We start from the raw sequence: 23,164 nt of genomic DNA on the forward strand, positions 1-23,164 counted from the left end.
CTCACCAGGTCATCACGCGGAGGGGTTCCACCCGGCTCCCGGGCCGGCCGCCTTGTTGCCGTCCTGAGACACGGAACGCGAGGTCGCGGACCCGCCCGGGCCCCGCGGCGGCGGCCTACTCGCTCTCGACCAGGGCGGCCAGCCGGCGCCGCCGCCGGACGAGTTGCACCACCGCCGAGCTGATCGCGGTGGCCGCCGCGCAGGAGATCACGAAGCTCAGCCAGGCGGTGTCGAACCAGTGCAGGTTCAACCAGCCGAGGCTGACGATGTACGCCGCCCACACCACCGCGGCCACCGCCGACCAGCGCAGGAAGGTCCAGGGCCGGTTCGCGGAGTGGCCCACCGCCAGGTCCAGCACGGTCCGCCCGGCCGGGATGAAGCGCGCGACGATCACGATGGCCGCCGCGGCCCGGCTGGTGGTGCGGCCGGTCAGCGCCAGCTGCACCCGCTCCACGCTCGCGGCCAGCCGGGGCCGGCGGGCCAGCCGGCGGTGCACCGCGGGCGCGCCGCGCCGGGCCAGGTTGAGCAGCAGCAGGTCGCCGAGGAAGGAGGCGAGCGCCACGCCCGCGCCCAGCAGCAGCGGCGAACCGTCCACGTGCGCGGTCTTCAGCACCGCGAGGATCACCAGCGTCCCGCTGGGCAGGAACGGCAGGAAGGCGTCACCGAGGACGGCGGCCAGCGCCAGCGCGCAGTACCAGGCGGGGCCGATGACGGCGTTCGGGTCCACGGTGTCTCTCCCTCCAGCACGCCCGGGGGGAGCAGCTGCAACGGGGGACAACGCTAGCGCGGGCAAATTTCATGGCATGAAGCACCCCCGTGTGGCATACCGCACACACGGGCCCGGGAACGGCGAGAGCCCCCGGGCGGGGTGCCGCTCCGGGGGCTCGTGGGATCGAACGACGCTGGTCGAGCCCGTCGATCTGTCGCTGGCGCGCGGAACCGGTACGTGATCCGCGCCGATCTCCAGACTGCCCCATCCGCGCCCCCGATCGGACCGCCGGACCTGGCGACTTCTCGCTGTGGCGTGAAGTCGCCACGCAGCGTGGCCTCCTGTCGGTGCGTCAGGCGCGACGGCGGGCGGAGCGGTGCAAGGAGCAGCGGGAGAGGGCCGGGAGAGGGCCGGGAGCGGTGGTGGGAACGGCGGCCGGAAGGCCGGCGCCGGGGCGGGAACAGCCCGGACGCCGGGCGGGTTGTGCTCCGACGAACGCCCGGGCACCCGGCCGGGGCACCAGGAGGACGCACCGCATGAGCACCGCACCGGAGCCGGCCGCCCCCGGGGCCGCCACCGCCCCCGACCGGGCCGCCGCCGCAGGCCCCGCCACCGCCACGGCCACCGCCGCCGACCGGATCCGCGGCCGGGCCGCGGGCCGCGCGCCCGCCCCGCTCTCCATCCTGGACCTGGCCACCGTCGGCTCCGGCCACACCGCGGGCGAGGCGCTCGCCGCGACCACCGAGCTGGCCCGGGCCGCCGAGGGCTGGGGCTACCACCGGTTCTGGGTGGCCGAGCACCACGGCATGCCCGGCGTGGCCTCCTCGGTGCCCGCCGTGCTGCTCGCCCACCTCGGCGCGCACACCCGCACGCTGCGCCTGGGCTCCGGCGGCGTGATGCTCCCCAACCACGCCCCGCTGGCGATCGCCGAGCAGTTCGGCCTGCTGGAGGCCCTGCACCCGGGCCGGATCGACCTGGGCCTGGGCCGCGCCCCCGGCACCGACCAGGGCACCGCCCGGGCACTGCGCCGGGGCCTGGCCGACGGCGCGGAGGACTTCCCGCGCCAACTCGCCGAGCTGACCCACTTCCTGGACGGCGACTTCCCGGCCGGCCACCCGTACGCCCGGCTGGAGGCGGTGCCGCGCTCGACGTCCCGGCCGCCGGTCTGGCTGCTCGGCTCCTCCGGGTTCAGCGCCCAGCTCTCCGCCCGGCTCGGCTACCCGTTCGCGTTCGCGCACCACTTCAGCGCTGCCAACACCGTCCCCGCGCTCGACCTGTACCGGGAGGGCTTCACCCCGTCCGAGGTGCTGGAGGAGCCGTACGCGCTGATCGGGGTGAGCGCGGTGGCCGCGGAGAGCCGGGAGCGGGCGCTGTGGCTGGCCCGCTCGGCCGGGCTGGGCATGCTGCGGCTGCGGCAGGGCCGGCCGGGGCCGATCCCGACGCCGGAGGAGGCCGCCGCGCACCCCTACACCGCTGCCGAGGAGGACTTCCTGGAGTCCTGGCTGGCGAACGTGGTGCTCGGCACCCCGGCGGAGGTCGCCGAGGGCCTGGAGGCGCTACGGCGGCGCACCGGGGCCGACGAGCTGATGGTCACCTCGCACATCCACGGCCACGAGAACCGGCTGGCCTCCTACGGCCTGATCGCCGAGGCGTACGGGCTCACCGCCGCCGCGGGCTGAGCCCGTCCGGCGCCGCGTCCGCACGTCCCACCGCCCCGGCCACCGCCCCGGTCGCCGCCGCGGTCCCCGTCGCGCCGGGAGGCCGCGGTCGCTACCGCGGCCGGTCCCGGAGCATCGCGGCGACCACCTCGGGGCCGCCGGGGCGGGCGTAGTACCAGCCCTGGGCGGTGTCGCAGCCGGTCTCGCGCAGCCGCTCGGCCTGGGCGGCGTGCTCGATGCCCTCGGCGGTGACGGTCAGGCCCAGGGCGTGCGCGAGCTGCACCATCGCGCCGACGATCTGCTCGTCGGCGGCCCGGCGCCGGCCGTCCGCGCCGGGCGCGGACTCGCGGAACGCCTCGATGAAGGTGGCGTCCAGCTTGAGGGCGTGCACCGGGAGCCGGGACAGGTAGGCGAGGTTGGAGTAGCCGGTCCCGAAGTCGTCGATGGCGATCCGCACGCCCATGTCGGCCAGCGCCTGCAGCGCCTGCAACGGCCGGCCGCCCGGGCCGAGCAGCGCGCTCTCGGTGATCTCCAGCTGGAGCAGGCGGGCGGGCAGCCCGGTGCGCTCCAGCACGTCGGCGACGTCCGCGACCACGTCGGAGTCCCAGATCTGGCGGGGCGCCAGGTTGACGCTGACCAGCACCGGCTGCCCGGGGAACTCCTCCAGCCAGCGGCGGGCCTGCCGGCAGGACTCCTCCAGCACCCACTTGCCCAGCGCCACGATCGCCCCGGACTCCTCGGCGAGCGGGATGAACCGGTCCGGCGACAGCAGCCCGTACCGCGGGTGGTTCCAGCGCACCAGCGCCTCGGCGCCGTGCACCGCGCCGTCCGCCAGGCCCACCAGCGGCTGGTAGACGACGGTGAACTCGCCGCGCTCCACGGCCGGACGCAGCTCGGTCGCCAGCAGGTGCCGGGTGAGCTGGTCGGCGCCCCGGTCGCGGTCGTACAGCGTCCAGCGGGCGCGGCCGTCGGACTTCGACCAGTACAGCGTGGAGTCGGCGTCCCGGACCAGGTCGGCGGGCGTGGAGCCGCGCACCGGGCGCTCCACCACGCCGATCGACGCGGTGACGGTCAGCCGGTGCCCGGCCACCTCGAAGGGCCGCTCCAGGGCCTCCATCAGGTCGGCGGCCAGCCGGGTCAGCTGCTGGTGGCCGGCGCTGCCGGTGACCAGCACGGCGAACTCGTCGCCGCCCAGCCGGGCCACCAACTGCCGTCCGTCCCGGGCGAAGCCGTGCTCCAGCCGGGCGGCGACGGCCACCAGCAGCTGGTCGCCGACGTGGTGGCCGAGCGTCTCGTTGATCGTCGCGAAGCCGTCCAGGTCGACGTAGCAGAGCCCGATCCGGGCCTCGCCGCCGGTGCCCGGGCCGTCCCGGCCGTCCGGCTTGAACGCGCTCTCCAGCCGCTCGTAGAACCGCGTCCGGTTGGGCAGCCTGGTCAGCGGGTCGTGCAGCGCCTGGTAGGCGAGCCGGTCGCCGAGCTGGCGGCGCTCGGTGACGTCCTCGACCATCACCATCGTGTAGTACGGCTCGCCCGCGCCGTCCCGGATCAGCGAGACGGTGACCCGGCCCCAGACCTCCCGCCCGCCGCGGTGCTTGAGCCGCTTCTCGGCGCGCATCCGGTCGCGCTCGCCGCGCACCAGCTCGCGGTAGCGGCTGCGGGACGGCTCCTCCGGCTCGATGATCTGGTGGATGTGCATGCCGGGGAGCTCGGCCACCTCGCGGCCCAGCATCGCCGCGAACACCGGGTTGCCCTCGATCACCAGGTCCTCGGAGTCGATCAGCGCCATGCCGATCCCGGCGTCGGCGAACGCGGCCCGGAACCGCGACTCGCTGGCCCGCAGGGCGGCTGCCAGCCGCTCGGCCTCGGTGTCCGGCGGGGTGCCGCAGGCGGCGCAGGGCCCGGTTCCCGGGCGCGGCGTCTCGGGCCGCCCACCCCGATGGTGTGCGTCGGTCCCGACGTTCCGGCCCGGCACGGCACGCTCCCGTCCGCTGCTGCCACTGGTCGCGCCGGCTGCTCCTCGCGGACGGCCACCGGCCGGGCGGCCCGTGCCCGCTCGCGGACCCCGGCCGGTGACCGGGGAGCGGTCGGCGGCCTCGGGCCACGTCCGCCGATCATAGGCCGCAGGCGTCACTGTCCGCGACCGCCGCCAGGGTGATTGGTGACGGTTGTCCGCACATGCCCGTTACATTCTGTACGAGCCACCCGGGCCCCGGCCGGAGCGCGCCGGGCCCGGCACCGCCGCGGCGAGGACGGATTGCGGGGAGTGCGCCCGCGCTCACGCGCCGTGTGCGGGTCGCGAGCACGGGCGGGGGGCGGGCCGGCGGGCCCGCCCCGAGGTCAGCCCAGGCTCGCGGAGAGCGTGATGGTGGTGCCGGACAGGGCCTGGCTCACCGGGCAGTTGGCCTTCGCGTCCTCGGCGGCCTTCACGAAGCCCGCCTCGTCCAGGCCCGGGACGGTGCCCACCACGGTCAGGTGGATGCCGGTGATGCCGGTGCCCGGCTGGAAGGTCACGTCCGCCTTGGTCTCCAGCTTGGTGGGCGGGGTGCCGGCGCCGGTCAGGCCGTGCGAGAGCGCCATCGAGAAGCACGCCGAGTGCGCGCCCGCGATCAGCTCCTCCGGGCTGGTCTTCCCGTTCGCGCCCTCGGCCCGGGACGGCCAGGACACCGGGAACTCGCCGACGCCGGAGGAGTCGAAGGTCACCAGGCCCTTGCCGTCGAGCAGGTTGCCCTCCCACTCGGTGTGCGCGGTGCGGGTCGTCGCCACGATCAGGTACCTCCCATGAGATCAGGACAGCGGTCGAACTGCTGCGCCCGCGACCGGACTTCCGGCCGGGGCCCGCCCAGCCTACGGCCCGCACCGCCCCTCGGCGGGCGAACGCCGCGCGGAGTCGGCCACCCGGTCCGGTGCCGCCGCGCCACCGTTCCGGCACCGCCCGCCGGACGTCCTCCACGCCGTCCCGCCGGACGTCCTCCACGCCGTCCCGCCGGACGTCCTCCACGCCGTCCCGCAGGGCGTCCCCCACACCGTCCCACACGGCGTCCCACATGCCGGAACGCGCGGGACATCCGGGCGGACCGGCCCGGCCCGCCCTGTTAGATTGGCCGTTCGCCGCGCCCGAGCGCCCACCCGTAATCCCGCATCGGAGCCACCCCACATGACGGACCAGCCCACCCCCTCCCCGGCGGGGATCGACGACGCCGTGCGGGCCGAGCTGACCCGCCTGCGCGAGTCCATCGACAACATCGACGCCGCCGTCGTCCACATGCTGGCCGAGCGCTTCAAGGCCACCCAGCAGGTCGGCCGCCTCAAGGCCGAGCACCAGCTGCCGCCCGCCGACCCGGCCCGCGAGCGCCGCCAGATCAAGCGGCTGCGCGAACTCGCCCTCAGCGCCAACCTCGACCCGGTGTTCGCCGAGAAGTTCCTCACCTTCATCATCGCCGAGGTGATCCGCCACCACGAGGCCATCGCCAACGAGTCCTGAGCGGCCGCTCCGCCGGGGCCGGGTGTCGGCGCGGGGTAAGGGCCGGATTTCGCCCTGCCCCCGGCTCGGGTTAGCGTGCTGTCCTTGCCAAGGAGGCGGTGTCGGTGTCGGTTGCGGTGACCGAGGGGCCCACCCAGGAGCGGAGTCCGCGCAGGCGGCGGCCCTGGTACGTGGAACTGCCCGTGATGATCGTGATCGGCCTGGTCGTCGCCGTGCTGATCAAGACCTGCCTGTTCCAGATGTTCTCCATCCCGTCCGGCTCGATGGAGAACACCCTCCAGGTCGGCGACCGGGTCGCCGTCAACAAGTTCGCCCCCCTGACCGGGTGGAAGCCTGAGCCCGGCGAACCCGTGGTGTTCAAGGACCCGGGCGGCTGGCTGCCGCCCGCCCCCGCGAGCGGCAACGCCTTCACCCGCGCCGTGCACTCCGGCCTCAGCGCCGTCGGCCTGCTCCCGCCCGGCGACGACTACCTGGTCAAGCGGGTCATCGCCACCGGCGGCCAGACCGTCTCCTGCCAGGGCAGCACCCTCACCGTCGACGGGAGGACCGTCACCGAGCCCTACCTGCACCCCGGCGACGACTCCTGCTCCGGCCTCGACTTCGGCCCGGTGACCGTCCCCGCCGGCCACGTCTGGGTCGAGGGCGACCACCGCAGCGACTCCGCCGACTCCCGCTACCACCGCGACGGGCCGGACGGCGGCGCCGTCCCCGTCGCGGACCTGGTCGGCCCCACCAGCGCGGTGGTCTGGCCGCTCGGCCACTTCACCTGGTTCGGCTGGACCGGCCGCTGAGCCCGGCCGCCGAGCCCGCGCCCGAGGGCCGCCGGGCCCGATTGCACGCCGACGCCCGCTGATCGGGCCCGGCCCGGTCCGCCCCGGCCCGGCGTACGATGATCACGTGTTCATCCTCGAACTGACCTACACCGCCCCGCTGGAGCGGGTCGACGCCCTGCTGCCCGCCCACGTCGCCTGGCTGGAGCGGCACTACGCGGACGGCGCCTTCCTCGCCTCCGGCCGCAAGGTCCCGCGCGACGGCGGCGTCATCCTGGCCGTCGCCCCCGACCGCGCCGCCGTCGAGGCGATCGCCGCCACCGACCCGTTCGTCCCCGCCGGGGTCGCCGCGTACCGGATCACCGAGTTCCTCGCCACCACCACCGCCCCCGCCCTGGCCGCCCACCGCCAGACCCTGCCGGCCTGACGCCTGTCGGCCCGGCGCCTGCCGACCCCCGGTCCGGTGCCCGACGCTCTCTCAGCCCCGGCTCGCCGACTGCGCGGCGAACGCGCCCGCCAGGACGAGCGCGCCGCCCGCGAGCTGCGGGGCCCCGAGGTGCTCGCCGAGCAGCACCCAGGCCAGCACGGTGGCCACCACCGCCTCCAGGTTGGCCACCACGCCCGCGACCGGCGGGGAGAGGTGCTGCACGGAGACCACCCCGGTCAGGTACGCCAGGACGGTGGCCACCAGCACCATCCACAGGGCCGGGACGAGCGCGGGCAGCCGGTGCCCGTTCATGGCCACCGAGTGGCCCAGCAGCGACCAGTCCGCCTCCCAGGGCCGGGTGAAGGCGGTCAGCAGCACGGCGCCGATCAGCAGCCCGTGCGCCGAGACCGCCAGCGGATCGATCGGGCGTTCCCCGCGCCGACCGGCGTCGGCGAGCACGAAGTAGCCGACCTGGCAGCAGGCCGCGCCGAGCGCGAACAGCACGCCCAGCGGGTCGAAGGACAGGCCGTTCCACACCTCCACCACGCAGGCCAGCCCCGCCACCGCGACGCCCGCCCCGGCCGTCGCCCGCCGCGAGACCGGCCGCCGCTGCACCAGCCGGACGTAGGCGATCAGCAGCGGCGGCCCCAGGTACTCGATCAGCAGCGCCACGCCCACCGGGATCCGCGAGATCGCCGCGAAGTAGCACGCCTGCACCCCCGCGACGGCCAGCAGCCCGAACCCGAGCAGCACCCCGGGCCGCCGCAGCACCGCCTCCCGGTGCCGCCAGGCCACCGGCAGCAGCACCAGCGCCGCCCCGGCCACCCGCAGCCAGACGGTGTGCGCGGGGGAGAGCCCGGCCTCGATCAGCGGCTTGGCCGCCGTCCCCGAACCGCCGAACGCGAACGCCGACACCAGCGCGAGCCCCAGCCCCAGCGAAGCCGCCCGCCGCGCGGACGCTGACGTCGGCGTCGGGGCCGCCGGGGCCGCCGGGGCCGCCGGAGCCAGGGCAGGGGCGGGGGCCGCCGGGGTGTCGACGGGAACGGCGGAGGGGTCCGAGCTGCTGCGCATCGCCGCATTCTGCCAGCCCGGACCCCTCCGCCGTAAGGCGTTACTCCGCCGGTTGGTCCTGATCGCCGAGCAGGCCCCCGGCCCCGCCGAGCCCCGGCGCGGTGCTCGCGGACGGGCTGCGGTCGGCCCCGCCGCTGGGCCGGGCGGACGGGGAGCGGGTCGGCCGCCCGCCCTCCCCGCCGGTGCCCGCGCCGGTGCTGGCGCTGCCGCTGGGGCGGGCGGACGGCGAGCGGGTCGGCTGGTCGTCCCCGGCGGACGGCGAGGGCGTGCCGCCGGCCCCGTCCTCCGGCGCGGCCGGGCTCTGGCTGGGAGAGGCCGAACCGGTCGGGCCGGAGGTGGGGGCGCTCGCGGCCGGGGAGCGGGTCGGCCCGGCGAAGTCGCCGACCGGCTGGCCGGCCAGCGCCGCCTTCATGTACGCCGTCCAGACCTGCGCCGGGTACCTGCCGCCCGCCGCGCTGCCGGTGCCGCCGACGCCGTCCAGGCTGACCTGCTTGCCGGTGCCCGGCTCCTGCCCGAACAGGCCGACCACGGTGACCAGCTCCGGGGTGTACCCGGCGAACCAGACCGACTTGGAGTCGTCGGTGGTGCCGGTCTTGCCGGCCGCCGGGCGGTTCAGCGCGGCGGCCCGGTAGCCGGTGCCGCCCTGGTCCTCGATGACGCCCCGGAGGACCGCGGTGGTGGCCCGGGCGGCGTCCTTGGAGATCGCCCGGGTGGCGTCGTGCGCGGGCAGCGCGACCTGCCCGCCGCCCAGCTCCAGGCCCTTCACCAGCCACGGGGTGATCTGCTGCCCGTCGTTGTCCAGGGCGGCGTACACCCCGGCCAGCTCCAGCACGCTCGGGGTGGCCGCGCCCAGCGGGATCGACGGGACGGCCTTGAGGCCCGGCGTGTCGGCGGGCAGGCCGAGCGCCACCGCGGTGGCGCGGACCTTCTCCAGCCCGGTGTCCTGCGCGAGCTGCGCGAACACCGAGTTCACCGACCAGTCGGTGGCCTGCTGGAGCGAGATCTGCCCGTACGAGTGCTCGCCCTCGTTCGGCGGCGCGTACGGGGTGCCCTTGGCGCCGCGCACCGCCCGCCGGTTGGTGCCGTCGTATACGGTGTCGGCGGTGATCCGCTCGCCGGACTGGGTGCGCGCCCCGGAGTCCAGGGCGGCGGCCAGCGCGATCGCCTTGAAGGTCGAGCCCGCCTGGTAGTCGGTGCGGGTGGCATTGTCGATCCAGTGCTTGGTGGCGTCCGCGCCGCCGTACAGCGCCAGCACCTGCCCGCTCTTCGGGTCCACCGACACCGCGCCCGCCTGGGCCGCCGCGTCCACCTTGCGGCTGTCCGGCTTGAGGCTGTCGGTCAGCTGGCTCTGCACCGAGTCCTGCAGCTGCTGCTGCTTCTTCGGGTCGACGGTCAGCGTGATGGTGTACCCGCCCTGGGCGAGCTGCGCGTCCGAGACGATGCCGCGGTCGGTGAGGTACGAGGTGGCGGCGGCCACCAGGTAGCCCGCCTGCCCGGACAGGCCCGGCGCCGACTTGGGGGACAGCACCTCCGGGAACGCGGTGTGCTGCCGCTCCTCGGCGCCCAGCCACTTCTTCGCCACCATGCCGTCCAGCACGTAGTTCCAGCGCGCCATGGCCTTCTCCTTGCCGGCCTCGCTGGCCGAGGAGACGTCGAAGGCGCTCGGCGCGTTCAGCAGCGTCGCCAGGTAGGCGCCCTGCGCGGCGGTCAGTCGGCTCGCGTCCACCCCGAAGTACGCCTGCGCGGCGGCCTGGACGCCGTACGCGCCGCGCCCGTAGTACGAGGTGTTCAGGTAGGAGGAGAGGATCTCGTCCTTGCTCTGGGTGGCGTCCACCTTGATCGCGATGAACACCTCCTTCACCTTGCGGCTGACGGTCTGCTTCTGGTTCAGGTAGGCGTTCTTCACGTACTGCTGGGTGATCGTCGAGCCGCCCTGGGTGGCGCCGCCGGAGGCGGTGTTGAACGCGGCCCGGGCCATGCCCTTGAAGTTGACCGCGCCCTCCGCGTAGAAGTTGCGATCCTCGGCGGCCAGCGCGGCGTGCTGCGCCTCGGGGGAGACCTTGTCCAGCGAGACGTTCTGCCGGTTGGTCTGGCCGGTGCGGGCCAGCACCGAGCCGTCCGCGTACAGCCAGGTGTTGGACTGGGCGGTGGCGGCCGCGTGCGCGTCCGGCACCTTCACCAGGGCGACGCCCAGGGCGAACAGCCCGACCCCCAGCAGCACGGACGCGGCCAGCCCGAGCAGGGTGATCCGCCAGGTGGGTATCAGGCGGCGCCAGCCGGTGCGCTTCTTCCGCTCACTGCGCTCACGGGGCTTTCGAGGCAACGGAGACCTTCCCGCAGGCCCCGGACGGGCTGCTCGCTCGGGCGACGGCGTGAACCTCGCCAGCCTGACTGATCGACTTGTCAGATGTTAGGGACCTATGTCCCATTTCTCCTAAGACGATCTTTAAATACCCCTTAGCTTCCTCTTCTCCCCCTTCTCAACGAGCGCACCGGGCCGGGGACATGGGACGCGGCGGGAGCGGCCGGAAAAACGCCGAAGGCCCCTCGCTCTCGCGAGGGGCCTTCGGACCGTCGGTGCGCCGCCAGGGACTCGAACCCCGGACCCGCTGATTAAGAGTCAGCTGCTCTAACCAACTGAGCTAGCGGCGCGCGCTGACGTGGAGAACACTACACGCTCCCCGACCTGCGGCGAAAACCGGCTTCCCGGGCCGGGCAGGCGGGGCCGGTCGGACCCGGCCGGGCCCCGGAACGCCGAGAGCCTCCCCGGAGGGAGGCTCTCGACCGTCGGTGCGCCGCCAGGGACTCGAACCCCGGACCCGCTGATTAAGAGTCAGCTGCTCTAACCAACTGAGCTAGCGGCGCCTGTCTGACCCGGAGAACACTACACGCCCCGGGCCGCCCGCCGAAATCGTGACGGCGCGGTCACCCGGCGTGGCCCACGGTCGCCCGACGTGGCTCAGCGCGGCGGCGGCAGCCGGTTCAGGAACACCTGGAAGGCGGTCGGCTTCACCGCGTTCGCCCCGTCGAACGGGTAGTTCATCTCCTTGATCGCCACCAGCGACAGCGCGATCAGCCCGGCCAGGCTGAGCACCATCACCAGGTGCGCCCAGGTGTTGGAGAGGCCGAACAGGAAGGTGAAGGCGATGGTGACCACCGCGCCCGCGATCAGCGCCGCCCACAGCAGCGGCGGCACGCAGTCCGCGATCAGGTTCAGCCGGGCCCGGCGCTTGCTGGCCAGGCCGTCCACGTGCTGCACCAGGTTCTCGTAGATCACCGTCTGCTGGTCCCCGTTCGGCTCGAAGGACAGCGCGGTGTCGCGGATCCGGTACATCAGCGCGGTCGCCGCCGGGTCGCTGTGGTGCTCGTTCATCTCGCGCCACTCGGTGTCCACCACCGCGTGCGCGTAGCTGAGCGTCAGGCCCTCCAGCACCGCGCCCTCGGGCAGCGGCATCTGCCGGGACATCCAGTACACCCCGGCCAGCTCGTCCGCCTCGTCGAAGGTGGTCGCCTTCGCGGTCGAGGCGTTCTCCCACACCACGATCACCACGAACGCCACCAGCACCGCGTAGAACGCCCCGACCGCGGCGAAGATGAACCCCGCCACGTCGTTGCAGTTCTCCCGCGCCGGGACGGGCGCGTACCGCTGCACCAGCAGCATCCCCGCCGCGGTCCCCACCAGCGTGCCGACCATGATCGCCACATCGACCCAGTTCACGACGCCCCCCGCTGCCCTCGGTGCCCGACTGTGCGCATACGGTCATCACACCGCGCCCGCCCGCCCCCGGGCCAGCGGAGCTAGTCCCAATGCCACCCGACCGGGACCCCTCCCGGGGCGCCGGGCCCGGGTCCGGGCGGACGGCCGCTCGGTCGGGCGGGCGGGGGGTCAGGTGGGCGGGCGGAGGCGGGCGGGCCAGACGGGGAGGGCGTGGGAGGGGTCGTCCAGGCAGATGCCGGTGCGCAGGTCGAACAGGCGCTGGTGGAGGGGGGTGGAGACGGTGGGGGTGCCGTCGACGCTGCCGGTGATGCCGTCGGCGATGGACCAGGAGTCGGCGAAGGGGTCGCGGTTGCCGACCGCCAGCAGTTCGCCGGCCGGGGTGCGGAAGACGGCGGCCTGGTCGCCGTCGGGCAGCAGGACGGCGGTGCCGGAGTCGGGCTCCAGTGCGCGGGCGTCGCAGACGGCGATCCAGTCGCCGTCCGGCGTGGCCAGTTCGACGGCGTGGGGCGGGTCGGTGCGGTGCATGGCGGCGCTCCCCTCGGCGCGGGCGGGTGGGTCTCCTCCTCGAACGCTACGTCGGGGGCGGGCCGGGGGCAGGGGGGGAAGGGCCCGGTCCGGCGGGACGTTGGTCCCGTGGTCCAGTGCGGGGCGGTGCGGCGGGCGGCGCTGTCGGGCAGCGCGGTGATCACGAGGAGTTCGGGTCCTGCGGAGCGCGGGAGCCGGTCCCGCGTTCCACCCTCGTCCTTGACCTTCCGCGTTGCCCGCGAAGCGCCCTCGTCGTCCGTCCATCCACAGAGGAATCTATCGGTCGAATTCGGACAGAAGGGGCAATCGGCGCAACACGCGCCGAAATGGGCCACGCTGTCACTCGGATCGCGCACTGCGGCGTCAACTCCGCGTGACGACTCGTCGGATCGGATGGAATCCCGACAATCCGCGTGCCGCGCACGGTGCGTGCGCCGCCCGGCCCGGGCTGCCAGGATCGCCGGTGTCCAACTCGCCTGCCGCGCCCGCCCCCTGCCGCGCGGCCCACCGCGAAGGCAGCGCCATGAGCTCCGCCCCCGACCCCTACCGCCCGGTCCGCCGGATGCTGGCCCGCGACCGGGACGAGTCCCACCGGGCCTCCACCCCGCTCGAGTTGTTCTTCGACCTGTGCTTCGTGGTCGCCATCGCCCAGGCCGGCCGGGAACTCGCCCACGCCCTGGCCGGGGGCCACCTCGGCACCGCCCTCACCGGGTTCACCATGTCCTTCTTCGCGGTCTGGTGGGCCTGGATGAACTTCACCTGGTTCGCCTCCGCGTACGACGTCGACGACGTGCCCTACCGGCTCACCACCCTGGTGCAGATCACCGGCGTGCTGGTGCTCGCGGCCGGCGTCCCGCGGATCTTCGAGGACCGGGACCTGACGCTCGGCGTGGCCGGGTACGTGCTGATGCGGCTGGCCATGGTCACCCAGTGGCTGCGCGCCGCCCGCGGCGAGAGCGGGCCGGCCCGCACCTGCGCGCTGCGCTACGCGGCCGGGATCACCCTCGTCCAGGTGTTCTGGGTGGTGCTGCTGTTCCTGCCGCACGGCGTCCAGGGCCCGCTGTTCCCGCTCGGCGTGCTGGTCGAACTCGCCGTCCCGGTCTGGGCCGAGAAGGACCGGCAGACGCCCTGGCACCGGCACCACATCGTGGAGCGCTACGGCCTGTTCACCATCATCGTGCTCGGCGAGACGGTCGCCGCCGCCACCGTCGCCATCCAGACCGCCCTGGACGAGCACGAGGCGATCGCCGAACTGCTGCCGATCGCGGCCGGCGGCCTGCTGATCTGCTTCGGCGCCTGGTGGATCTACTTCGCCGACGACAGCCACGACCACCTGCGCGACAACCGGCAGGCGCTGCCCTGGGGCTACGGCCACTACCTGATCTTCGCCTCGGCCGCCGCGGTCGGCGCGGGCCTGGAGGTCGCGGTCGAGCACGCCGTGGGCGCCGCGCACGTCTCGGAGCGGGCCGCGACCGCCGCCGTGACCGTCCCCACCGCGCTGTTCCTGTTCACCGTCTGGGTGCTGCACGCCCGCCACCACAAGCGGGGCGCCGCCCAGGCGGTCCTGCCGGTGGCCGCGCTGTCGGTGCTGGCTGCGACGCTGGCGGGGGAGTCCGGCGTGCTGGTGGCCGGGCTCCTGGTGGCGCTCGCCGTCGCCGCCGGCCTCACCCTGTCCGCGAAACGGAGCTGACCCGTGCGCCTCGAAGACCTCCCGTACGCCCACCTGCTGCGCCGCCACGCCGGCCCGCTGCGTCCCGACGCCCGGTACGACACCGCGCACTTCGACGGCCTCGCGCTGACCGGGCAGTTCGGCGGCGCGCACTTCCTGGAGTGCGCCTTCACCGGGGTGCGGATCGAGGAGGCGGGGCTGCGCCGGGCCGGGTTCAACGAGGCGTGGGTGCACGGCGGGCGGCTGGTGGGCGTCGACCTCGCGGAGAGCGAGTGGCAGGACACCGAGGTCGAGTCCACCGTGCTGGCGGGCGTCTCCGCGTACAGCTCGGCGGTGCGGCGCACGGTGTTCCGGCAGTGCAAGCTGGAGGCGGTCAACCTGCGCGGCGCGGTGCTGCGCGACGTGGTGTTCGAGGACTGCCTGCTGCGGGACGTCGACCTCGCCGACGCCAAGCTCACCGACGTCTCCTTCCCCGGCAGCACGCTGGAGGAGGTGCGGCTGCGCGGTGCGGCGCTGAAGAACACCGACCTGCGCACCGCCGTCCGCCTCGGCCTGCCCGACGGCCACCTGGGCCTGCGCGGCGCCGTCATCTCGACCACCCAACTCCTCGACCTCGCGCCGCAGTTCGCCCAGGCCCTGGGCATCGCGGTGAAGGACTGACGGCGGCCCTCCCCCGGTCGTTCACCTCCCGGCCGCTGTTGCGGCCGGTGGTGAACAATCCGTCAAACCTTCCTCCGGCCCCATGGCCCGGCGGCCCGTCCTGGACGAGGATGCTCGGCGTTCGACACGAAGGTGTCTGGACAACACCACCAGCAGCGGACGGGACGGGCGGGACACCATGGCAGAGCTGAGCCGTAGGAAGTTCATGGCGTTGTCGGCGAGCGCGGCGGCCGGGGCGGCGGTCGCCGGCACCGCGGCCGGGGCCGGGGCGGCACCCGCCGCGGCCGCCGCGGCGGGGGCCACCGGCACCCTCGCGGACGCCAGGCACATCGTGGTCCTGATGCAGGAGAACCGCAGCTTCGACCACTACTTCGGCATGCTGAAGGGCGTCCGCGGCTTCGCGGACCGGGCGACGATCCAACTGTCCGGCGGCTACGGCGTCTTCAACCAGCCGAACCTGCTGGGCCGCCAGTACCCGTGGCAGTTCTCCGCCACCAAGCCCGCCGGCGGCGCCGACCCGGAGCGCCTGGCCCAGTGCAACGGCGACCTCGCGCACGGCTGGAGCGACCAGCACAAGGCGTGGAACAGCGGGAAGATGGACGCCTGGGTGGCCGCCAAGGGCAACGTGCGGACGCTGGGCTACCTGACCCGGGCCGACATCCCGTTCCACTACGCGCTGGCCGACAACTGGACGGTCAACGACGCCTACCACTGCTCGGTGCTCTCGGCGACCGGCCCCAACCGCACCTACCACTGGTCCGGCCAGATCGACCCGGCGGGCACGGCGGGCGGCCCGGCGTACGACGGCGGCGACGAGTCCGGCCTGAAGTGGCAGACCTACGCGGAGGCGCTGGAGCACGCGGGCGTCAGCTGGAAGGTCTACCAGAACGCCGCCGACAACTACGGCGACAACGCACTCGCGTACTTCACCACGTTCTCCGGCGCCCCGGCGGGCAGCGCGCTCGCGGTCAAGGGCATGGGCTCGGTCCCGAAGGCCACCGGGCGGACCCCGGACGACATCGTCGCCGCGATCCGGGCCGACGTGCTGGGCGGCACCCTGCCGCAGGTGTCCTGGATCGTGCCGGACCAGGCGTCCTCCGAGCACCCGTACGCGACCCCGGCCGACGGCGCGCACTTCGTGCACAACGTGCTGGACGCGCTGAACGCCGACCCGGCCGTGTTCGACTCCACGATCCTGTTCCTCAACTACGACGAGAACGACGGCTTCTTCGACCACGTCCCGCCGCCGGCCGCCCCGGCCGGCACGGCCGGCGAGTTCTACAACGGCGTCAACATCGGCCTGGGCTTCCGCGTCCCGATGATCGCGGTCTCGCCGTGGAGCCGCGGCGGCTGGGTCTCCTCGGAGACCTCCGACCACACCTCGGTGCTGCGCTTCCTGGAGAAGTGGACGGCCGCCCTCGGCAAGCCCGCGACCTGCCCGAACATCTCGGCCTGGCGGCGCAAGGTCACCGGCGACCTGACCGGCATGTTCGACTTCGCCCACCCGGTGTACGGGATGCCCGCGCTGCCCGACACCTCGCAGACCATCGGCCTGGCCGCCTGCGGCCCGCTGCCCAACCCGGCGCCGGTCGACAACCGGCTGCCGGTGCAGGAGGCGGGCACCCGCCCGGCCCGCGCGCTGCCGTACCAGCCGGTGGCCAACCTGGACCACCTGGAGTTCGGCTCCGGCGGGGTGATGAAGGTGTGGATCGCGATGGCCAACCAGGGCACCGCGAGCAGCCACTTCGCCGCGTACGCCAACGCCTACCGCTCCGGCGGCCCCTGGCAGTACACCGTCGACCCGGCCAGCTCGACCAGCGACTTCTTCAACTGCGGCACCGGCTACGGCGCGGGCAAGTACGACCTGACGGTGGTCGGCCCCAACCGCTTCCTGCGCCGCTTCACCGGCGACGCCACCGCCGCGGGCAAGAACGCGGCCGTCACCGCCACGTACGCGCCCGCGCCGGACACCGGCAAGCTCGCGCTCTGGTTCGGGCTGGCCAACACCGGCACCGCCGCGGTGACCTTCACCGTCACCTCGAACGCCTACCGCTCGGACGGCCCGTGGACGTACACCGTCGCGGCCGGGGCGCGCACCAGCGACTACTTCAACGCGGCCGCCTACACCAACGGCTGGTACGACTTCACGGTGACGGTCAGCGGGGACGCGAGCTGGTCGCAGCGGTTCACCGGCCACCTGGAGACCGGCGCGCCCTCGATCTCGGGCTGAACGGGCTGAACGATCCGAACGGGCTGAAAGGCCCGGGCGGTCCGGGCGGCCCGAACGCACCGCCCGGGCGGACGGATCAGACGGCGTGCAGGCCGTGCGCGGCGAACACCCCGCGCGCGGCCCGCACCTGCCCGGCGCTGGGCACGGGCGTGTCCGCGAGGGTGAACTCCCGCCCCAGCGCCGCCCACTTGGCCCGGCCGAGCCGGTGGAAGGGCAGCACGTCGACCCGGGAGACGTTGCCCAGCGAGGCGGCGAAGGCGGCCACCCCGGCGACGTTCTCCGCCGGGTCGGTCAGGCCGGGCACCAGCACGAAGCGGACCCACACCTCCTTGCCGAGGCCGGCCAGCCGGCGGGCGAAATCCAGCGTCGGCTCCAGCGGCTGCCCGGTCACCCGCCGGTACAGCTCCCGGTCCCAGGACTTGACGTCCAGCAGGACCAGGTCGACGTCGGCGAGCAGGGCGTCGTCCGCCCGGGCGCCGAGGAAGCCGGAGGTGTCCAGCGCGGTGTGCAGGCCCAGTTCGTGCTTGAAGCGGTGGAACAGCTCGCCGGTGAAGCGGGGCTGGAGCAGCGGTTCGCCGCCGCTGACGGTGGCGCCGCCGCCCGCCGCCCGGATGAACGCGGTGTACTTGGCCGCCTCCGCGACCACCTCGTCCGCGCCGGTGCGCCGCCCGTCGGCCATCCGCAGGGTGTCGGGGTTGTGGCAGTACAGGCAGCTCAGCGGGCACCCGGCCAGGAAGACCGTGAACCGGGTGCCGGGGCCGTCGACGCCGGTCGACACGTCCCAGGAGTGCACCGACCCGCCGGCGACCGGGCCGGCCGGGCCGGCCGGCGGGGCGGCGGGGAGCTGGACGGTCATGGCGGTGCCTCCTGGGAGCGGTCGGCGGGGCGGGCTCAGAGCGAGCCGTGGAAGGTGCGGTTCAGCACGTCGAGCTGCTGCTCCCTGGTCAGCCGGACGAAGTTGACCGCGTAGCCGCTGACCCGGATGGTCAGCTGCGGGTACCGCTCGGGGTGCTCCACCGCGTCGAGCAGGGTCTCCCGGTCCAGCACGTTGACGTTCATGTGGAACCCGCCGACGGCCGTGTACCCGTCCAGCACGCCGGCCAGGTTGCGGACCCGCTCCTCGGGGGTGCGGCCCAGCGCGTCGGGCGTGACGGTGTTGGTCAGCGAGATGCCGTCCTCGGCCGCGTCGTAGGGGAGTTTCGCCACCGACAGCGAGCTGGCCACGTAGCCGTGGGTGTCGCGCCCGTTCATCGGGTTGGCGCCGGGCGAGAACGGCTCGCCGGCCCGCCGGCCGTCCGGGGTGGCGCCGGTCTTCCTGCCGTACACCACGTTGGAGGTGATGGTCAGCACCGACTGGGTGTGCTCGGCGCCCCGGTAGGTGGGGTGCTTGCGCACCTTGCGCCTGAACTCCTCGACCAGCCACACCGCGAGCTCGTCGGCCCGGTCGTCGTTGTTGCCGTACGCCGGGTAGTCGCCCTCGACCAGGTAGTCGACCGCGAGGCCGCTCCCGTCGCGCACCGGGCGCACCCGCGCGTACCGGATCGCGGAGAGCGAGTCCGCGGCCACCGACAGCCCGGCGATCCCGCAGGCCATGGTGCGGCGCACCGCCCGGTCGTGCAGGGCCATCTCCAGGCGCTCGTAGGCGTACTTGTCGTGCATGTAGTGGATGACGTTCAGCGCGTGCACGTACGTCTCGGCCAGCCACTCCAGCTGCCGGTCGAAGCGCTCCAGCACCTCGTCGTAGTCCAGCACCTCGGACTCGATCGCCCCGGTGGCCGGGCCGACCTGGGTGCCGGACTTCTCGTCCCGGCCGCCGTTGATCGCGTACAGCAGCGTCTTGGCGAGGTTGACCCGGGCGCCGAAGAACTGCATCTGCCGGCCGACCTCCATCGCGGAGACGCAGCAGGCGATCGCGGTGTCGTCGCCGGAGCGCGGGCGCATCAGCTCGTCCGACTCGTACTGCACGCTGGAGGTGTCGATCGACACCCGGGCGCAGAACTCCTTGAAGCCCTGCGGGAGTTTCGGCGACCAGAGGACCGTCATGTTCGGCTCCGGCGCCGGGCCCAGGTTGTACAGGGTCTGGAGGTAGCGGAACGAGGTACGGGTGACCAGCGGGCGGCCGTCGGCGCCGATCCCGCCGATCGACTCGGTGACCCAGGTCGGGTCGCCGGAGAACAGCTCGTCGTACTCGGGGGTGCGCAGGAAGCGGACGATCCGCAGCTTGACGATGAAGTCGTCGACCAGCTCCTGGGCCCGCTCCTCGGTCAGCCGGCCCGCGGCGAGGTCCCGTTCGAGGTAGACGTCCAGGAAGGTGGAGGTGCGGCCGAGCGACATGGCCGCGCCGTTCTGCTCCTTCACCGCCGCCAGGTAGGCGAAGTACAGCCACTGGATCGCCTGCCGGGCGTCGGCCGCCGGGCCGGAGACGTCGTGGCCGTAGGCCGCCGCCATCTCCTTCAGCTCGCCCAGGGCGCGGATCTGCTCGGCCAGCTCCTCGCGCTCCCGGATGGTCTCCTCCAGGGCGCGCGGGTCGCGGGGCGCGGCGTCCAGCGACGCCTTCTCCTCGTGCTTGGCGGCGATCAGCCGGTCCACGCCGTACAGCGCGACCCGCCGGTAGTCGCCGATGATCCGGCCGCGCCCGTAGGCGTCCGGCAGGCCGGTGACGACGCCCGCCTTGCGGGCGGCCCGGATCTCGGGGGTGTAGGCGTCGAACACGCCCGCGTTGTGGGTCTTGCGGTACCGGGTGAAGACCTCCTCCAGCTCCGGGTCGACCGGGTAGCCGTAGGTCTCCAGCGCCCCCGCGACCATCCGCCAGCCGCCGTTGGGCATGATCGCCCGCTTCAGCGGGGCGTCGGTCTGCAGGCCGACGATCAGCTCCTCGTCCCGGTCGATGTACCCGGGCGCGTGCGCCGTGATGGTCGAGGGCGTGTCGTACGAGACGTCCAGGACGCCCTTGGCGCGCTCCTCGGGGAACAGCGCGGTGATCCGCTCCCAGATCCGGGTGGTCCGCCCGGTCGGGCCGGCCAGGAAGGCGCCGTCGCCCTCGTAGGGGGTGTAGTTCTGCTGGATGAAGTCCCGGACGTCGACGGCGTCCCGCCACAGTCCGCCCTTGAAGCCGTCCCACGCACCGCTCAGGGTGTGTTCCGCGTGCTGAGTGCTCATTGCTCCCGCTCCCGCCGTCTTCTCCTCCGAGGCCCACGAGGCCCACGAGCACCATCGTGAATGTTTTCACGAAGTCGCGGGGGCTCGGAAGGTCCTCGGTCCGGGGGACCTTGGTCCCCTTCCGTCACACCGCCCGCTCGCCGTAGTACGCCTGGGTCATCAGCCGCCGCATGTCCCGCAGCATCGGCATCCGCGGGTTGGCCGGCGCGCACTGGTCCTCGTAGGCGTTCATCGCCTGCTGCGGCAGCGCCGCCAGGAAGGCCGCCTCGTCCACCCCGGCCTCCTTGAACGACCGCGGGATGCCCACCCGTTCGCGCAGCTCCTCCACCGCCGCCGCCAGCGACTCCACGCCCTGCTCCGGGGTGTCCGCCGGCAGGCCCAGCGTCCGGGCGATCTGCCGGTAGCGCTCCGGCGCCGCGTAGCTGCGGTACTTCGGCCAGCCGGTCACCTTCGACGGGGCCGACCCGTTCCAGCGGATCACGTGCGGCAGCAGCAGCGCGTTGGTGCGCCCGTGCGCCACGCGGAAGGTCGCGCCCAGGGTGTGCGCCATCGCGTGCACCACGCCCAGGAAGGACGAGCCGAACGCCATGCCCGCGATCGTCCCCGCGTTGTGCATCCGCTCCCGCGCCACCGGGTCGTTCGGGCCGTCCTCGACCGCCGCCCGCAGGTTCTCGAACACCAGCCGGACGCCCTGCAGCGCCAGCCCGTCGGTGAAGTCGTTGGCGTACACCGACACGTACGTCTCGATGCAGTGCGTCAGCGCGTCGAAACCGGAGTCCGCGGTCACCGCCGGCGGCAGGTCCGTGGTCAGCGCCGGGTCGACGATCGCCACCGTCGGGGTCAGCGCGTAGTCCGCCAGCGGGTACTTCTGGCCGGTCTCCGGGTCGGTGATCACCGCGAACGGGGTGACCTCGCTGCCGGTGCCCGAGGTGGTCGGGACGCACACCAGCCTGGCCCGCTCGCCCAGGTCCGGGAAGGCGAAGGCGCGCTTGCGGATGTCGAAGAACTTCTCCTTCAGGTCCGCGAACTCGACCTCCGGGTGCTCGTACAGCAGCCACATCACCTTCGCCGCGTCCATCGGCGAACCGCCGCCCAGCGCCACGATGGTGTCCGGCCGGAAGTCCCGCATCAGCTCCGCGCCCCGCTCCACGGTCGCGATGCTCGGCTCGGGCTCCACGAAGTCCACCACCCGCACCTCCACCGGCTCGGTGCGCCGCCCCAGCACGTCCCGGACCCGGTCCAGGTGCCCGATCTCCACCATCGTCCGGTCCGTCACCACGACGACCCGGCGGGCCCCGCGCATGTCGGCCAGGTACCTGATCGCGTGGCGCTCGAAGAAGATCTTCGGCGGCACCTTGAACCACTGCATGTTGGTGTTGCGCCGCCCGATCCGCTTGACGTTGAGCAGGTTCAGCGCCGAGACGTTGCCCGCCACCGAGTTGTGGCCGTAACTGCCGCAGCCCAGGGTCAGCGAGGGCAGGAACGCGTTGTACACGTCGCCGATGCCGCCCTGCGAACTCGGCGCGTTCCAGATGATCCGGCACGCCTTCACCGCGGTGCCGAACTCCTCGGCGAACGCCGCGTCCTCGGTGTGCACCGCCGCCGAGTGCCCCAGCCCGTTGAACTCCACCATCCGCGCCGCCAGCTTCAGCCCCTGCACCCGGCCCTCCGCCCGCAGCACCGCCAGCACCGGGCACAGCTTCTCCCTGGTCAGCGGCTCCGCCTCGCCGACCTCGCCGACCTCCACCAGGATCACCGAGGTCTCCTCCGGCACCTCGAAGCCCGCCGCCGCGGCGATCTCCGGCGCCGACCGCCCCACCACCGCCGCGTTCAGCCTCGCGCCCGCGCGGTCCGCGCCCGCGCCGACCCCGAACACGTACTCCTCCAGCAGCGCCTTCTGCTCCGCCGTCGCCAGGTGCGCCCTCAGCCGGCCGAACTCCGCCAGCGCCGCGTCGTACACCTCCGCGTCCAGGATCACCGCCTGCTCGGAGGCGCAGACCATCCCGTTGTCGAAGGACTTCGACAGCACGATGTCGTTCACCGCGCGCGCCAGGTCCGCGCTCTTCTCCACGTACGCCGGCACGTTGCCCGCGCCCACGCCCAGCGCCGGCTTCCCGCACGAGTACGCCGCCCGCACCATCGAGTTGCCGCCGGTGGCCAGGATCGTCGCCACGTCCTCGTGCCGCATCAGCGCCCCGGTCGCCGCCGTCGACGGCCGCTCGATCCACTGCACGCAGTGCGCCGGGGCGCCCGCCGCGACCGCCGCGTCCCGGACGATCCGGGCCGCCTCCGCCGAACAGCGCTGCGCCGCCGGGTGGAAGCCGAAGACGATCGGGTTGCGGGTCTTCAGCGCGATCAGCGCCTTGAAGATGGTGGTCGAGGTCGGGTTGGTGACCGGCGTGACGCCCGCGACCACGCCCACCGGCTCGACGATCTCGGTGATCCCGTCGATCTCGTCCCGGGAGATCACGCCGACGGTCTTCATCCCCGCCATCGAGTGCGCCACGTTCTCGCAGGCGAAGACGTTCTTCACCGCCTTGTCCTCGAACACCCCGCGCCCGGTCTCCTCGACCGCCAGCGCCGCCAGCCGGGTGTGCGCGGCCAGCGCGGCCAGCGACGCCTTCTTCACGATCCGGTCCACCTTCTCCTGGGTGAGACCGGAGTACTCCTGGAGGGCCCTGCGGCCGTTGCGCACCAGCACGTCGACGGCGGCGGCCGCCTCGGCGGCGCTCTCGGCGCTGTTCCCACCGGTGTGCTCGGGGGTGCTCCCGTCGGTGTTCCCGGGGGCGTTCTCGGCGGTGTTCTCGTCGGTGGTCTCGGCAGCGGGGGACTGGTCGCGGGACATGGCGCGCTCACCTCTTGGGGGGGTGCGGCTGCGGGATCGCCCCGGCGGCGCTGCCGGGACTCGGCCTGACGCCTCCACCCTCTGTCGGCGCGGCGTCGCACCGCTACGGCCGTTCGCCGCTGCCCGCCCGGGACCAACGGCCTTCTCCGGTGCCCGGCACGGCAGTTCGCCCCGGACCCCGGGCGGGAGCGGTCCTGCGCCGGACGGGTGAGCGCGGGGTCGTCCGGGTGCGACCGCCCGGA

Annotated in this window: 17 protein-coding genes and 2 tRNA genes; 7 read left to right on the forward strand and 12 right to left on the reverse strand. The window is 73.9% G+C overall.

Features of this window, described 5'->3' with window-relative positions; genetic code table 11:
* Positions 1-115: 115 nt before the first annotated feature.
* The gene (locus K353_RS11010) at positions 116-727 is read right to left on the reverse strand and encodes a hypothetical protein (RefSeq protein WP_111553393.1); all 612 of its coding nucleotides are present in this window, start codon (positions 725-727) and stop codon (positions 116-118) included.
* Positions 728-1,245: 518 nt separating this feature from the next.
* Here K353_RS11010 and K353_RS11015 point away from each other — a divergent pair.
* Positions 1,246-2,388 (forward strand): LLM class flavin-dependent oxidoreductase, encoded by a 1,143-nt coding sequence (locus tag K353_RS11015; RefSeq protein ID WP_111553394.1) that lies wholly within the window; start codon positions 1,246-1,248, stop codon positions 2,386-2,388.
* A 91-nt stretch (positions 2,389-2,479) separates the two neighbouring features.
* Here K353_RS11015 and K353_RS11020 read toward each other — a convergent pair whose 3' ends face one another.
* Positions 2,480-4,339 carry a bifunctional diguanylate cyclase/phosphodiesterase gene (locus K353_RS11020; RefSeq protein WP_111553395.1) on the reverse strand — a complete coding sequence of 620 codons (1,860 nt, stop codon included), beginning with the start codon at positions 4,337-4,339 and terminating at the stop codon, positions 2,480-2,482.
* A 365-nt stretch (positions 4,340-4,704) separates the two neighbouring features.
* Positions 4,705-5,130: an OsmC family protein gene (locus K353_RS11025; protein ID WP_111553396.1), complete on the reverse strand. Its 426-nt coding sequence runs from the start codon at positions 5,128-5,130 to the stop codon at positions 4,705-4,707.
* 391 nt (positions 5,131-5,521) lie between these two features.
* Here K353_RS11025 and K353_RS11030 point away from each other — a divergent pair, with 391 nt between their 5' ends.
* The 3 genes from K353_RS11030 (at position 5,522) to K353_RS11040 (ending at position 7,045) form a co-directional block, all read left to right on the forward strand.
* A complete protein-coding gene (locus tag K353_RS11030; RefSeq protein ID WP_100838145.1) occupies positions 5,522-5,848 on the forward strand; it encodes a chorismate mutase in 327 nt (108 codons plus the stop codon).
* A 104-nt stretch (positions 5,849-5,952) separates the two neighbouring features.
* Positions 5,953-6,639, forward strand: coding sequence for a signal peptidase I (gene lepB / locus K353_RS11035; protein WP_146616443.1), 687 nt, complete (start codon positions 5,953-5,955; stop codon positions 6,637-6,639).
* Between the two features lie 106 nt (positions 6,640-6,745).
* On the forward strand, positions 6,746-7,045 hold the full coding sequence (locus tag K353_RS11040; protein WP_111553398.1) for a YciI family protein: 300 nt from the start codon (positions 6,746-6,748) through the stop codon (positions 7,043-7,045).
* A 51-nt stretch (positions 7,046-7,096) separates the two neighbouring features.
* On the opposite strand, the gene K353_RS11045 is transcribed toward K353_RS11040, so the two are convergent.
* The 6 genes from K353_RS11045 to K353_RS11070 form a co-directional block, all read right to left on the reverse strand.
* Positions 7,097-8,116, reverse strand: a complete 1,020-nt coding sequence (locus K353_RS11045; RefSeq protein ID WP_111553399.1) for a DMT family transporter — start codon at positions 8,114-8,116, stop codon at positions 7,097-7,099.
* Positions 8,117-8,156: 40 nt separating this feature from the next.
* On the reverse strand, positions 8,157-10,439 hold the full coding sequence (locus K353_RS11050) for a transglycosylase domain-containing protein (protein ID WP_111553400.1): 2,283 nt from the start codon (positions 10,437-10,439) through the stop codon (positions 8,157-8,159).
* Between the two features lie 255 nt (positions 10,440-10,694).
* Positions 10,695-10,768: transfer RNA gene (locus K353_RS11055), tRNA-Lys, on the reverse strand.
* 139 nt (positions 10,769-10,907) lie between these two features.
* Positions 10,908-10,981: transfer RNA gene (locus K353_RS11060), tRNA-Lys, on the reverse strand.
* A gap of 94 nt (positions 10,982-11,075) precedes the next feature.
* Positions 11,076-11,834 (reverse strand): DUF4239 domain-containing protein, encoded by a 759-nt coding sequence (locus tag K353_RS11065; RefSeq protein WP_233533501.1) that lies wholly within the window; start codon positions 11,832-11,834, stop codon positions 11,076-11,078.
* Between the two features lie 168 nt (positions 11,835-12,002).
* Positions 12,003-12,359 (reverse strand): nitrite reductase (NAD(P)H) small subunit, encoded by a 357-nt coding sequence (locus K353_RS11070; protein ID WP_111553401.1) that lies wholly within the window; start codon positions 12,357-12,359, stop codon positions 12,003-12,005.
* Positions 12,360-12,882: 523 nt separating this feature from the next.
* On the opposite strand from K353_RS11070, the gene K353_RS11075 reads away from it, so the two are divergent.
* The 3 genes from K353_RS11075 (at position 12,883) to K353_RS11085 (ending at position 16,918) form a co-directional block, all read left to right on the forward strand.
* A complete protein-coding gene (locus tag K353_RS11075; protein ID WP_233533502.1) occupies positions 12,883-14,049 on the forward strand; it encodes a low temperature requirement protein A in 1,167 nt (388 codons plus the stop codon).
* Between the two features lie 3 nt (positions 14,050-14,052).
* Positions 14,053-14,688 carry a pentapeptide repeat-containing protein gene (locus K353_RS11080; RefSeq protein WP_111553402.1) on the forward strand — a complete coding sequence of 212 codons (636 nt, stop codon included), beginning with the start codon at positions 14,053-14,055 and terminating at the stop codon, positions 14,686-14,688.
* Positions 14,689-14,866: 178 nt separating this feature from the next.
* The gene (locus K353_RS11085) at positions 14,867-16,918 is read left to right on the forward strand and encodes a phosphocholine-specific phospholipase C (protein ID WP_111553403.1); all 2,052 of its coding nucleotides are present in this window, start codon (positions 14,867-14,869) and stop codon (positions 16,916-16,918) included.
* A 76-nt stretch (positions 16,919-16,994) separates the two neighbouring features.
* On the opposite strand, the gene pflA is transcribed toward K353_RS11085, so the two are convergent.
* The 3 genes from pflA to adhE all read right to left on the reverse strand — a co-directional run bounded on the left by pflA (position 16,995) and on the right by adhE (position 22,922).
* A complete protein-coding gene (gene pflA, locus K353_RS11090) occupies positions 16,995-17,774 on the reverse strand; it encodes a pyruvate formate-lyase-activating protein (protein ID WP_111553404.1) in 780 nt (259 codons plus the stop codon).
* A 35-nt stretch (positions 17,775-17,809) separates the two neighbouring features.
* Positions 17,810-20,077 (reverse strand): formate C-acetyltransferase, encoded by a 2,268-nt coding sequence (pflB, locus tag K353_RS11095; protein ID WP_111553405.1) that lies wholly within the window; start codon positions 20,075-20,077, stop codon positions 17,810-17,812.
* Positions 20,078-20,201: 124 nt separating this feature from the next.
* A complete protein-coding gene (adhE, locus tag K353_RS11100; RefSeq protein ID WP_111553406.1) occupies positions 20,202-22,922 on the reverse strand; it encodes a bifunctional acetaldehyde-CoA/alcohol dehydrogenase in 2,721 nt (906 codons plus the stop codon).
* Positions 22,923-23,164 lie beyond the last annotated feature (242 nt).

It is taken from the genome of Kitasatospora sp. SolWspMP-SS2h (genome assembly GCF_003259315.1).
GTDB lineage: Bacteria > Actinomycetota > Actinomycetes > Streptomycetales > Streptomycetaceae > Kitasatospora > Kitasatospora fiedleri.

Coding starts and splice junctions, on each gene's coding strand:
- adhE (WP_111553406.1), bottom strand. CDS start 22,922: ATGTCCCGCGACCAGTCCCCCGCTGCCGAGACCACCGACGAGAACACC.
- pflB (WP_111553405.1), bottom strand. CDS start 20,077: ATGAGCACTCAGCACGCGGAACACACCCTGAGCGGTGCGTGGGACGGC.
- K353_RS11075 (WP_233533502.1), top strand. CDS start 12,883: ATGAGCTCCGCCCCCGACCCCTACCGCCCGGTCCGCCGGATGCTGGCC.
- K353_RS11045 (WP_111553399.1), bottom strand. CDS start 8,116: ATGCGCAGCAGCTCGGACCCCTCCGCCGTTCCCGTCGACACCCCGGCG.
- K353_RS11070 (WP_111553401.1), bottom strand. CDS start 12,359: ATGCACCGCACCGACCCGCCCCACGCCGTCGAACTGGCCACGCCGGAC.
- K353_RS11015 (WP_111553394.1), top strand. CDS start 1,246: ATGAGCACCGCACCGGAGCCGGCCGCCCCCGGGGCCGCCACCGCCCCC.
- K353_RS11030 (WP_100838145.1), top strand. CDS start 5,522: ATGACGGACCAGCCCACCCCCTCCCCGGCGGGGATCGACGACGCCGTG.
- K353_RS11085 (WP_111553403.1), top strand. CDS start 14,867: ATGGCAGAGCTGAGCCGTAGGAAGTTCATGGCGTTGTCGGCGAGCGCG.
- pflA (WP_111553404.1), bottom strand. CDS start 17,774: ATGACCGTCCAGCTCCCCGCCGCCCCGCCGGCCGGCCCGGCCGGCCCG.